This is a genomic window from Roseovarius sp., assembly GCF_018066915.1.
Classification (GTDB): Bacteria; Pseudomonadota; Alphaproteobacteria; order Rhodobacterales; family Rhodobacteraceae; genus Roseovarius.
On record NZ_JAGPVV010000176.1, the window covers coordinates 1 to 11,442 of the forward strand.

Consider the following 11,442-nt stretch of genomic DNA (forward strand, 5'->3'; position numbering starts at 1 on the left):
CCCGGCTGCATTGTTCTGGACTTCGGCCTGCCGGGTCTCAGCGGCCTCGAACTTCAGGCCAAACTGATCGAAGACAAGATACCCGCGCAGATCATCTTTGTAACCGGCCATGGCGGAATTCCGGAATCCGTCAAGGCGACCAAGGCAGGCTCCATTGATTTTCTGGAAAAGCCCTATCATCCACAGGTTCTCGCGGACCGGGTGGAAGAGGCCCTTGAACTGGATCGCAAGGAGCAAGAGAGAAGAAGCCAGCATCTCGAAATGGAGCGCGCCATTGCCTCCCTCACCGACCGCGAGATCGAGGTGTTCCGGTTGATGATCGAACGGCCGGAACTCAGTTCAAGCAAAGGCGTCGCGCGAGAGTTGGACATCAGCCCGCGAACGGTCGACAAGCATCGCGCCCAGATCCTGCTGAAAACCGGTTGCCGCACGGTCCCAGAACTGATTGGCCGCTACGGGCGCGTGCAGGGTAAATCCGAGTAAAGTTGGTTCAGAAAACTCAGAGTGGTTGGCACGGCTCCAAATTGTGCCAAATCCGATGTTTTAGCGTGTTGAACGGTGCCGGTCTCAGGCATCGATCCCTCGGCGCGCCCGCAACGCGCGAAAATTGGCCGATGCGAATTTGGATACTCGACAAGCATACCATCCGGTTGGTATGTTAATGTCATGCCCAGACCAACCAAACAAAACCCCGAACGCGGCGCAGCACGCACCCGGCTTCTCGAAGCCGCCCGCGACATCATCCGCGCCCAAGGGTTCGCCGCCACCACAGTCGATGACCTGTGCAAATCCGCAGGCGTGACCAAAGGCGCGTTCTTTCATCATTTCGAAAGCAAAGAGGCGCTCGGCGTGGCCGCAGCCGCCTATTGGGCCGAAACAACCTCGGCCTTTTTCGCGGCGGCCCCCTATCACGCCCATGCCGACCCCCTCGCCCGCCTGCTTGGATATCTCGACTTTCGCAAGGAGATCATTCAGGGCGATCTTGCCGAATTCACCTGCCTTGTCGGGACCATGGCGCAAGAGGTCTATGGCTCTCACCCGATCATCCGCGAGGCCTGCGCGGCCAGCATCTTTGGCCATGCCGCCACGCTGGAGCCGGATATCGCCGCCGCCATGGACGCGCGCGGGATCAAAGCGGACTGGACCCCGGCCAGTCTTGCGGCCCACACCCAAGCCGTCCTGCAAGGTGCCTTCATCCTTGCCAAAGCGACCGGCGACCGCGCCATCGCCCGCGACAGCGTCGATCACCTCAAACGCTACATCGACATGCTTTTCACGACCAACAGCGGACGTGAGGGGTTGCAATGACCATGTGAAAGGAGATCACGGACATGGAACCGACACTCTATCTTTTCTTCAAGGGCAATTGCCTCGAGGCGATGACCCACTACGCCGACACCCTTGGCGGCACCATCACCGGGGTGTTCCGCAATGGCGATGCGCCCGACCCCGAAAGCCGTATGCCCGGCGGCGATGACATGATCATGAACATGCACATGCAGCTTGGAAATGTCGGGGTCATGGCCTCGGACAACAATGATGAGATGTATGACAAACCGCGCGGCTTTCGCCTCTCGATCGCCCCCGCATCGCACGCGGAATTCGACCGTGTCTACGAGGCCTTGGCGCATGAGGCCGAGGTCGTGGAAATGGCCCCCCACGAAACCTTTTGGGCAGAACGATTTGCCATGTTCACCGACAGATACGGAACACCATGGATGCTCAACTACGAAGGCAACAAGAGGACTGCATGACGCCGCGTGCCCAAGCGCGCCCTCAAACTCCAGTTCAACCAGACGTCAGAGGAGGAAGATATGTCTTACATTGATGGTTTCGTGATCGCGGTGCCGACCGCGAACAAGGACAAGTTCATCGCGCATGCCCGCTTGGGTGACAGCGTGTTCATCGACCTTGGGGCCACGCGTGTCCTCGAATGTTGGGGCGACGATGTGCAAACCGGCAAGATCACCGACTTTCACAAGGCGGTTCAGGCCAAGGAGGATGAAACCGTGGTCTTTTCCTGGATCGAATGGCCCGACAAGGACACGCGCGATGCCGCGATGAAAAAGATGATGGATTGGATGGAAAACCCCGACCATGCCGACCCGCGGATGGACCCCAGAAAGAACCCGATGCCCTTTGACGGCAAGCGGCTGATCTATGGCGGGTTCGCACCGGTGGTCGAGGTGACGAGCGCCACATCATCCGAGGAGTCCTGATCATGCCAAACAAGATCACTCTGCACCGCGTCATCGCGGCCAGTCCCGCCAAGGTCTATCGCGCCTTTATCGAACCCGATGCCGTGGCAAGCTGGCTGCCGCCTTATGGCTTTACCTGCACCGTGCACGAGCTGGACGCGACGACAGGCGGCAAGCACCGGATGTCGTTTCGCAACTTCACCACCGGCGAGAGCCATGCCTTCGGCGGCACCTATCTCGACCTCGTGCCAGACGAAAGGCTGGTCTACACCGATGCGTTCGACGATCCGAACCTGCCCGGCGAGATGCGCGTGACCATCACGCTCAGGCCGGTCTCGGTCGGCACCGACATGACGGTGATCCAAGAGAACCTGCCCGACCTGATCCCGGTCGAAGCCTGCTATCTCGGCTGGCAACAAAGCCTCGAGAAACTCATGCGCCTCGTCGCACCAGAGATCACCTGACAGGCGCGTTGGACAGGCACGGCCCCCGGCGAGGGGGCCCTTTCGTCACAAATGCGGCGGCCCAAGACCATCGCGGCATCCACACGGCGTGGCACCGGAACCAAGGGTATGGATATGCAACCACGAATTTCTGTTCTCACACTCGGCGTGGCCGATCTCGACCGCGCGCTCGTGTTCTACCGCGATGGATTGGGCCTGCCCACGGACGGTATTATCGGTCGCGAATTCGCGCATGGTGCCGTGGCCTTTTTCGACCTCTCCGGCGGGCTCAAACTTGCGATCTGGGCACAGGACGACCTCTCGCATGACACCGGGCTGCCCAAGACGACGGTCTGCTCCACCGCGATGAGCATCGGACACAATGTCCGACAGCGCAAAGATGTCGATGACATCCTGGTTCAGGCCGAACAGGCGGGGGCACGGATCATCAAGCCACCGCAAGACACCTTCTATGGCGGCTACGCGGGCTATTTCACCGATCCCGATGGCCACGTGTGGGAAGTGGTCTGGAACCCCGCGCTGCTGCCCCCGGACTAACAGGTATCCCCCCCGCGCAAGAGCCTCCTTGGTATCAGCGCATCAGGACCGCGCCGCGCGGCGGGCAAGGGCCGCGATCAGGTCCGTGCGCGTGACAATGCCCACGATCTTGCCATATGCAATCACGGGCACAGCATCGGTCTCCCCATCCGCCATCATGGGCAGTAGCGCGCCGATTGGCGTGTTTGTCGTCACACGCGGAACCGCAACACTCATGATGTCACTCGCCGTCATCGGCTTTTCCCGATCCCGGTCCAACAAGCGCCGCAGCGCGGGCAAGTAGCCACGCTTGAGCCGCAGCGCGTCTTCTCGGGCTTGGGTGATGAGATGCATCTGGAAAATCACGCCCAGAAACATCGCGTCATGCCCCACAATCGGCAGCGAAGTGAACCGATGCTTGCGAAAGATATCCGCGATATCGCCCAGCGGGGTCTCCGGTCGGGCTGTCACAAGATCGCGCGACATGATGTCCTGCGCGGTCAACGGACCAGTCGACTGCGCGGCCGCCTGCAATTCTGCCGCACCGATCAACCGCGCCAGATCCTCGACCCCAAGGTTGAACGACTGGCTAAAACGCTCGAGAATCCCCGTCAGCGCCTCTTCCGAGAGCCCCAATCGCTCTGTCGGATTGCGGTCTTCTGTCCTGTGCTTGCTCGGATCATCGAATTGCCGGAACGGATAATGCCGCCCCGTAAGCCGCGCATAACCAGTCGCGAGCAGGACAAGTGCCGTCGTGCCGATGCCAATGGGGGCCACGGCAAACCAGAACCCCAGATCGGCGACAGCCTCCGGCGACATGGCCGCCGTCATGGCAACAGCCCCGGCAGGGGGATGCAGCGCACGACAGAGGATCGTCGCGGTAATCGCAAGACCGACCGCCAGCGCAATCCGCAAGGTCTCATCCCCAACAAGCAGGCACACCGCCACCCCCACCAGCGCCCCAACGGTGTTGCCGACAATCGCAGACCAAGGCTGCGCCAGCGGGCTGTTCGGCACGGCAAAGAGCAGTACAGCCGACGCCCCAAAGGGGGCCACGAGATAAAGACCCAACGCCAGATCAATGCCCGGCGACAACAGGAAGAGCCCCGTCAGCCCCAATCCGATCAACGCCCCAAGGCCCGCCCGAAGCGCTTCGACACCGGACACTCTCGGAACGGCAGGGCCAAGTGATCTCAGAATATGCAAATGCGCGGCCCCCTAGCAGATTTGCACAAAGTTTCATCACTTTGGGAGAGATTCAAGCGGTCCTTGCCGCAATCCGCACAACCTGCGCTAAAGCATTTTCAGAATGCGTTGAGGGACTATTTCAGCTCTAATTTGCACCAAATCAGGGTCTTAAAGCGTTTTTGCCATCCCAACGAGAGGCCGAAACGCTCTAGGGTCTCGAAATTCTGTCATAGCCCAGAATGTCAAAGTCCCGCTTGTAAATCTCCTCGATCTTTTCCAGCACCTCTCGGTCCTCTGCAATCTCATCCATGAGAACTTGCTTCTCACTCACATTCTTTCTCTCGACCTCTGGCGCGATCCCAAAACGCGCTTCAAGCGCGCGGCAGAATTCCCCCATGTCCTCTAGCTTGAATATCTCGTCCGTCACAAACGCCCCATCCGCGCCAATGAGCCAATCCACCTGCGGGTTCGTCTGGCTCAGCCCTGCCACATTGTACATGCCGACAGCAGGTCGGGCCCGATGCACATCATCCAGAAAGGCGTGAAAGCATAGGTCAGCGTCCAGCGCGCCGGTCTGCTTCAAATAGTTGAACAAGGACACAGCGCGCGCATAGGGACAGCGCACAAAGGAAAACTTGTAGGCCCGCTTTGAAAACCCTTCGTGGACAACCCCCGTCGCGAGCAAATCGTTATAGGACATATGTCCAAACGTGACCGCACCCCTTTGAGGAAACGAGAAACAGGTGTCGATGGTTTTCAATTTCTTCATGCCATAGTGATGCCGCAGCACTTCAAAAACAGAGGTTCCGGCAGTCTTGGGAATCCAAATAAACACCATGTCTGGCGTCTGAGGTTGCCCACGGTTGAGCCGCGCGGCATGATGCCCGGCCGCGACAAGCTGGGAAATATCAGACCGCAACCCCCTGATGGTACGCTCGAATCCGGACTTTCGGATAATCTTCCGTCGTGTTGCCTTGCTCATCCCTGCCCCTTTCTGCCGCTCTTTTCTTGCGACGTTTCCGACAAGACCCTGCGCAGGGCAGGCTCCCCCTCATGTCGCCGGATGGGCTTTTGACCCTCCGGGGTGCTCGTTACTGAGAGTTACTGTGCGCCATCCTTTTCAAACGCAGCGCGTCCAACACCCGCAGCCCCTTGGCAAAGGGCGCGAGGGCAAAACCGTGATCCGCGATCCGTGCCATTCTTCTCCTCAGGAATGAATTCGGAACAGACACGTAACGCAACAGCACGGTATAAGGTTTCACAACCAGAGATAAAAAATTATCCCGGTCCGTCTAAACTGTTGAAATATATTGATTCATTTTTGAACCCAAGACGGCAGGGATTGGGGGGCGCCTGCGCGTCTTAATCCTCGAACAACTCGTTTTGCCCCGGCGCGCCCTCGTCCTCGTCCGCGTCTTCGCTGCCCATCGTCGGCATCGTGCCGGGCGGTGGGCGATTATCCAAGAGACCAGCAGCCCGCAACTCCTTCAATCCCGGCAGATCGCGCGCGCTCTCCAGCCCGAAATGATCCAGAAACTCTTGCGTGACGACAAATGTCACCGGCCGCCCCGGCGTCATCTTGCGCCGCCCGAACCGGATCCATTCCATTTCGAGCAGTTGATCCACCGTGCCCCGGCTGACCGCCACGCCACGAATTTCCTCGATCTCGGCGCGCGTCACCGGCTGATGATAGGCAATGATCGCCAGCGTCTCAATCGCGGCCCGGCTCAGCTTGCGGGTCTCCACCGTCTCGCGGCTCATCAGATAGCCGAGGTCAGGTGCTGTGCGGATCGCCCAGGCATCACCCACCTTGACCACACGCACCCCGCGCCCCTCATAGCGCTTGCGCAGATGAACGAGCGCTTCTGCGGGATCGCTGCCATGCGGCATTCGTTCGGCCATGTCACGCGTCGTCAGAGGCTCGGCGCTCGCAAAGAGCATCGCCTCGATCATCCGCTCCTGCTCGCCGATGGGCGGCGCTTGAAACAGGCTTTGTTCTTTTTCTTCTGATACTTCCGCCATGCTCTTAATCCTTGCGCCGCAACTCGATGGGCGCGAAAACCTCGGCCTGCCGCAACTCTGCCCGCCCTTCCTTGACCAGTTCCAGCGCCGCCGCAAAGGTCGAGGCCGTGGCCGACCGCCGCCGCCCAGGATCGGTGGTAAATCCCTCGGGCAGATAGCTCAGAATATCGGTCCAGGTGCCCGCATAGCCGATCAGCCCGCGCATCCGCTCCAACGCCTGCTCCATGGTAAAGAGCGCATCGCGGTCCATCACAAAGGGCCGGAATTCATCGCGCGTCCTGATCCTTGCATAGCCCTGCATGAGATCGAGCAGCGTCGCCGTATAGGTCACACGCCGCAGGCGCGCCACGTCCTCTGGCACACCGCGCGCAAAGAAATCGCGCCCCAGCCGGTCCCGCCCCATCAGCCGCGCCGCACAATCGCGCATCGCCTGCAACCGCTCCAACTGAAACGCCAGATGCGCCGCCAAATCCTCGCCCGATGGTCCCTCTTCGCTCGGGTCAGGCGGCAACAGCAGGCGGGATTTGAGAAAGGCGAGCCAGGCCGCCATCACCAGATAATCCGCCGCCAGCTCCAGCCGCAGCGCCTTGGCGCGTTCGACAAAGGCCAGATATTGCCGTGCCAGTTCCAGCACGGAAATCTTGCGCAGGTCCACTTTCTGCGTCCGGCTCAGCGTCAGGAGAAGGTCCAGCGGCCCCTCGAACCCATCCACATCGACAATCAGCGCCTCAGCGGCAAGCCGCTCGGCCACATTGACCGGCCTCTCGTCCCTGTCAAAATCGTCCTCAACCATGCGCACACCCGCCCATCAGCGCATCAAGCTGTGCCGAGAGGGCGGAAATGTCAATCTCTTGGGGGGTCTTGCGCCATGTCAGCGCCCGCTCCGCGCGGATTTGCGCAGCATCGCTCATCTCGCCTGCGGCGTCGGCCACGGCCATCCGCTCCGCCAGCGTGCCGTTGCAATGCAAGATCACATCACAGCCCGCGTCAAGAGCGGCACGCGACAGGTCCGGCAGCGTGCCCCGCAGCGCCTTCATCGAAATATCATCGGTCATGATCAGACCGTCAAAGCCGATCTCGTCCCGGATCACCCGCATCATCGGGGCCGAGAGCGTGGCAGGGGCCGCATCAATCGCCGTATAAACCAGATGCGCCGTCATCCCGAGCGGCAGATCGTTGAGCGTCTGAAACGGTGCAAAATCCGTGGCTTGCAGGTCACTCTTATCCGCTGTCACCACCGGCAGATCATGATGGCTGTCGGCCTCGGCGCGGCCATGTCCGGGGATATGCTTCACCACCGGCAATACGCCCCCGTCCAGCAAACCATTCGCCACCGCACGTCCCAAGGTCGCGACCGTATGGGCATCAGTGCCATAGCAGCGATTACGCAGGAACGGATGGGTTGCAGGCCCCGCCACATCAACCAGCGGCGCGCAATTGCTGTCGATGCCAAGCGCGTGCAACTCTTCCGCAATCAAACGGTATCGCAGATACATCGCCTCAGCCGCGCGGCCACCCGCCGCCTCTGCCTGATCGAGGGGCGCAGGCCAGTCCCGCCAGAGCGGCGCGCGCAAGCGCTGCACGCGGCCCCCTTCCTGATCAATCGTGACCATCGCGTCATGCCCTGCGGCCTCCCGCATCTCGGCCACAAGCGCGCGCACCTGATCCGGGCTTTCGATGTTGCGCGCGAATAGGATGAATCCAAACGGGCGCTGGTCGCGAAACAGCGCCTTTTCCTCTGCCGTCAGCCGCAGACCCTCCGCATCGAGGATCGTCGCCCCGAACCGCGTCACCGCGTGACCACCGGAATGCACTCGGCCCGTTCCGCGACCAGCGCCGAACAGAACCGCCGCGCGTCCCCCAGATCGGCAAAGCCCATCGCCCTCAGCCGATAAAACGTGCGCCCGCCACTTTCAGCGCGTTGAATAACCCGTTGTTTGCCATCCAGAAAATCACCAAATCGGCCCGCCAGACGGTCCCATTCCGCGCGCGCCACCTCAGCCGAGTCAAACGCCCCCAGTTGCGCCAATCGCGTGCCAAGCGGGATCGTGTCGGCATCCACCTCGTCCGAGGGCGCTGATTGCGCCGCCGCCACCGCCAGCGCAATCGCTTCGGGCACCGAGGTCAGCGCCGCCGGGCGCGCCCGCGGGCGCACTGCCTGCGTACCGGCGACCTCCTCAGCCTCTGGCACTTCAACCGCGTCGGCCCCCGTCACCTCTTCTTCCAGCGGGGCCATTGGCGCAGCCCCCGCCGCAATCTGATCTGCAAGCGCGAGCATCGAGGCATTCTGCACCTCTTCGGGCGCGGCTTGCGGTTCGGGTTCCGCCATCTCCGCGCGCGGTGCCGCCTCTTCCGCCTGCGTCAACGGGGCCACATCCTCGAGCGACAATTCCAGGGGCGGCGGGGCCAGAACCAGCCGATCCGCCGGGGCCGCCGCCGTGCCTTCTGCCGCCACCGCATTGACCGCTAGGCCCTGATTGGCCGCCGCATCACCGCCAGGATCGGCCGGGGCTTCGCGCATCGGCCCTTCCGTTGCGCGCACCACCGGCACGCCCGAAACATCGCGCATCACCATCTTGGTGCCCCAAACCCCAACCCCCGCCAGCAGCGCAAGCGAGAGCGCCGCGCCGGTCAGATTGGTCAGCCTGACAATGAACTTCGCCCGCTCAGGCCCCGGTTCGGGCCGCGCATAGTGCATATCTGCCATGTCCGCCTCTTGCTCTCCGGCGATACATGGTCGCCGGGGATGGTTTCTTCTGCCTCACCCCCGGCTTGGTGCGTTAACGCATCTCTTCCGCCGGAGTGACGCCAAGAATACCAAGACCTGCAGAAATGACAACGGTTACAGCACGCGCAAGGGCGATTTTCGCCTGTGATGTGGCCACATCGCCCTCTTGGATGAACCGCAGCGACGCATCGTCATTGCCCCGGTTCCACAGCGCATGCAGATCGGACGCCAGATCATAGAGGTAAAACGCCACGCGGTGCGGCTCATTGGTGCGACCGGCGATCTCGACCAGACGCGGCCATTCGGCGATCTTGCGCGCCACCGCCAACTCCGCCTCATGGGTCAACCCGCTGAGGTCCGCACCCGCCAACGTGGCATCATCCACCGCAATCCCGGCCTCCGCCGCCTTGCGCAGCACCGAATTCACCCGTGCATTGGCATATTGCACGTAGAACACCGGGTTATCCTTGGACTGCTCCAACACCTTGTCGAAATCGAAATCCAAGGGCGCATCGTTCTTGCGCGTGAGCATGACGAAACGTGTCACATCCGCGCCCACCTGATCCACGACATCGCGCAGCGTCACAAAGGTGCCTGCGCGCTTGGACATCTTGAACGGTTCCCCGTTTTTGTAGAGCTTGACCAGTTGGCAGAGCTTGATATCGACCGGCACCCGGCCATTCGACAGCGCCGAGACCGCCGCCTTCATCCGCTTGACATAGCCGCCATGATCCGCGCCAAAGACGTCGATCAAGAGGTCGAACCCCCGGCTGATCTTGTCATAATGATAGGCAATATCGGGCGCGAAATAGGTCCAGCCGCCATCCGATTTCATGATCGGGCGATCCACATCGTCGCCATGTTCGGTGGATTTGAACAGCGTTTGCTCGCGCGGCTCCCAATCCTCGGGCATCTTGCCCTTGGGCGGCTCCAGCACACCGCGATAGATCAGGCCCTTGCTGCGCAAATCCTCGATCGCGGCCTCGATCAACCCCGTGCCATAGAGCGACTTTTCCGAATAGAACACGTCCATCTCGACGCCAAGCGCCTTGAGATCCTCGCGGATCAGCGCCATCATCTTGTCCGTGGCGAAATCGCGGATCGGCTCCAGCCAGACCGCCTCGGGCTCGTCCACATAGGCATCGCCCACTTCCGCCTTGAGCGCCTCGCCCACCTCAATCAGATAATCACCGGGATAGGTGCCATCGGCAAAGGCCACCGCCTGCCCATGCGCCTCAAGATACCGCAGATAGACCGACCGGGCGAGCACATCGACCTGCGCGCCGCCATCGTTGATGTAATATTCGCGCGTGACCTCATAGCCCACGTAATCCAAAAGCCGCGCAAGAGCATCGCCAAAAACCGCGCCCCGCGTATGGCCCACATGCAGCGGGCCTGTGGGATTGGCGCTGACATATTCCACATTCACGCGCTTGCCCGCCCCAAGGGTTGAACGGCCATAGCCCGTGCCTTCGGTCAACGCCGCCCGCGCCACACGCTGCCAGACCGCCGGGGCCAGCCGCAGGTTGAGGAATCCCGGCCCCGCCACCTCGGCGCTCTCCACGCGGGCATCCTCGATCAACCGCGCCGCCAATCCTTCCGCAATCTCGCGCGGCTTGAGACCCGCAGGTTTCGCCAGCACCATCGCCGCATTGGTTGCCATATCGCCATGCGCCGCATCGCGCGGCGGCTCGACCGTCACACTGGCCAACTCCAGCCCCTCGGGCAACTGGCCCGCCGCCTGCATCGCGGCCAGCGTTTCCAGCACGAGGTCGCGCATATCGGTAAAGAGGTTCATAAAAGCTATCCTTGCTGCCTTGGCTCGGGTTATCCAACGGCGCGCGGCGCGTCAATCACAAGCGGCGCAAACCGTGACGCTCGACGACCGCAGCCCGCCCCCTTGGGCCAGGCCAAAGCCCAAAAACAGCGCAGGTTCCAAGAGCACCGACAGCGCCGCCGCTTTGCCCGCGCCCGCAGCCCGCATCAGGCGCAGCGTATGCACCGGCAACGCACCGCCCGCCTCTTCCGCCAAATAGCCACCCAGATGATCAAGCCCCAGACGGCAGGCGCGTTCCGCCGCCCCTGCCCCCGCGCAAGGCACCGCATTGACGATCAAGACTCTGCCCCGCGCCGCCGCCAATCCCGGCCTCAACGCCCGCGTCAGCGCCGACACCGCCAAGGTCACGGCCCCCAGCCGCCCCGCCATGCGCAGGGGTTGCAGGTGGATCAGCACATCAATCGGCGTGGCTCCCCAGAGGTCGCCCAATCGCGCACAAACCGACGGGCGCATCACATCGAGCGCCAGTGTTTCGATCCGCCCCCGCAC

Annotated in this window: 14 protein-coding genes; 6 read left to right on the forward strand and 8 right to left on the reverse strand. The window is 61.9% G+C overall.

Annotation, left to right across the window (positions count from 1 at the left end; translation table 11 throughout):
• From KBT70_RS09450 to KBT70_RS09475, 6 genes are all read left to right on the forward strand, one after another.
• Positions 1-483 (forward strand): response regulator (locus KBT70_RS09450; RefSeq protein WP_296631875.1); only part of this gene is annotated, 483 nt, incomplete at its 5' end.
• 183 nt (positions 484-666) lie between these two features.
• Positions 667-1,308, forward strand: a complete 642-nt coding sequence (locus tag KBT70_RS09455) for a TetR/AcrR family transcriptional regulator (RefSeq protein WP_296631877.1) — start codon at positions 667-669, stop codon at positions 1,306-1,308.
• A gap of 23 nt (positions 1,309-1,331) precedes the next feature.
• Entirely contained in the window at positions 1,332-1,754 is a 423-nt protein-coding gene (locus KBT70_RS09460; RefSeq protein ID WP_296631880.1) for a VOC family protein, read from the forward strand.
• A gap of 60 nt (positions 1,755-1,814) precedes the next feature.
• Complete coding sequence (locus tag KBT70_RS09465; RefSeq protein ID WP_296631884.1) at positions 1,815-2,219, forward strand: DUF1428 domain-containing protein; 405 nt, start codon at positions 1,815-1,817, stop codon at positions 2,217-2,219.
• A gap of 2 nt (positions 2,220-2,221) precedes the next feature.
• The gene (locus KBT70_RS09470) at positions 2,222-2,662 is read left to right on the forward strand and encodes an SRPBCC family protein (protein ID WP_296631887.1); all 441 of its coding nucleotides are present in this window, start codon (positions 2,222-2,224) and stop codon (positions 2,660-2,662) included.
• Positions 2,663-2,776: 114 nt separating this feature from the next.
• Positions 2,777-3,199, forward strand: coding sequence for a VOC family protein (locus KBT70_RS09475; protein WP_296631890.1), 423 nt, complete (start codon positions 2,777-2,779; stop codon positions 3,197-3,199).
• 42 nt (positions 3,200-3,241) lie between these two features.
• Here the strand turns inward: KBT70_RS09475 and KBT70_RS09480 are convergent, their stop codons facing one another.
• The 8 genes from KBT70_RS09480 to KBT70_RS09515 all read right to left on the reverse strand — a co-directional run.
• Positions 3,242-4,384 (reverse strand): HPP family protein, encoded by a 1,143-nt coding sequence (locus KBT70_RS09480; RefSeq protein ID WP_296631893.1) that lies wholly within the window; start codon positions 4,382-4,384, stop codon positions 3,242-3,244.
• Between the two features lie 190 nt (positions 4,385-4,574).
• A complete protein-coding gene (locus KBT70_RS09485; RefSeq protein WP_296631896.1) occupies positions 4,575-5,204 on the reverse strand; it encodes a sulfotransferase family 2 domain-containing protein in 630 nt (209 codons plus the stop codon).
• A gap of 524 nt (positions 5,205-5,728) precedes the next feature.
• Complete coding sequence (gene scpB / locus KBT70_RS09490; protein ID WP_296631898.1) at positions 5,729-6,388, reverse strand: SMC-Scp complex subunit ScpB; 660 nt, start codon at positions 6,386-6,388, stop codon at positions 5,729-5,731.
• A gap of 4 nt (positions 6,389-6,392) precedes the next feature.
• On the reverse strand, positions 6,393-7,181 hold the full coding sequence (locus KBT70_RS09495; protein WP_296631901.1) for a ScpA family protein: 789 nt from the start codon (positions 7,179-7,181) through the stop codon (positions 6,393-6,395).
• Positions 7,174-8,202, reverse strand: coding sequence for a beta-N-acetylhexosaminidase (nagZ, locus tag KBT70_RS09500; protein WP_296631904.1), 1,029 nt, complete (start codon positions 8,200-8,202; stop codon positions 7,174-7,176). The genes KBT70_RS09495 and nagZ overlap by 8 nt, the downstream gene beginning before the upstream one ends.
• Positions 8,178-9,095 (reverse strand): SPOR domain-containing protein, encoded by a 918-nt coding sequence (locus KBT70_RS09505; RefSeq protein ID WP_296631908.1) that lies wholly within the window; start codon positions 9,093-9,095, stop codon positions 8,178-8,180. The genes nagZ and KBT70_RS09505 overlap by 25 nt, the downstream gene beginning before the upstream one ends.
• Before the next feature lie 73 nt (positions 9,096-9,168).
• Positions 9,169-10,914: an arginine--tRNA ligase gene (gene argS / locus KBT70_RS09510; protein ID WP_296631911.1), complete on the reverse strand. Its 1,746-nt coding sequence runs from the start codon at positions 10,912-10,914 to the stop codon at positions 9,169-9,171.
• Positions 10,915-10,965: 51 nt separating this feature from the next.
• A partial coding sequence (locus tag KBT70_RS09515) for a hypothetical protein (RefSeq protein WP_296631914.1) occupies positions 10,966-11,442 on the reverse strand: 477 nt, incomplete at its 5' end.

Coding starts and splice junctions, on each gene's coding strand:
- KBT70_RS09465 (WP_296631884.1), top strand. CDS start 1,815: ATGTCTTACATTGATGGTTTCGTGATCGCGGTGCCGACCGCGAACAAG.
- KBT70_RS09495 (WP_296631901.1), bottom strand. CDS start 7,181: ATGGTTGAGGACGATTTTGACAGGGACGAGAGGCCGGTCAATGTGGCC.
- KBT70_RS09455 (WP_296631877.1), top strand. CDS start 667: ATGCCCAGACCAACCAAACAAAACCCCGAACGCGGCGCAGCACGCACC.
- argS (WP_296631911.1), bottom strand. CDS start 10,914: ATGAACCTCTTTACCGATATGCGCGACCTCGTGCTGGAAACGCTGGCC.
- KBT70_RS09485 (WP_296631896.1), bottom strand. CDS start 5,204: ATGGTGTTTATTTGGATTCCCAAGACTGCCGGAACCTCTGTTTTTGAA.
- KBT70_RS09475 (WP_296631890.1), top strand. CDS start 2,777: ATGCAACCACGAATTTCTGTTCTCACACTCGGCGTGGCCGATCTCGAC.
- KBT70_RS09505 (WP_296631908.1), bottom strand. CDS start 9,095: ATGGCAGATATGCACTATGCGCGGCCCGAACCGGGGCCTGAGCGGGCG.
- KBT70_RS09460 (WP_296631880.1), top strand. CDS start 1,332: ATGGAACCGACACTCTATCTTTTCTTCAAGGGCAATTGCCTCGAGGCG.
- KBT70_RS09470 (WP_296631887.1), top strand. CDS start 2,222: ATGCCAAACAAGATCACTCTGCACCGCGTCATCGCGGCCAGTCCCGCC.
- scpB (WP_296631898.1), bottom strand. CDS start 6,388: ATGGCGGAAGTATCAGAAGAAAAAGAACAAAGCCTGTTTCAAGCGCCG.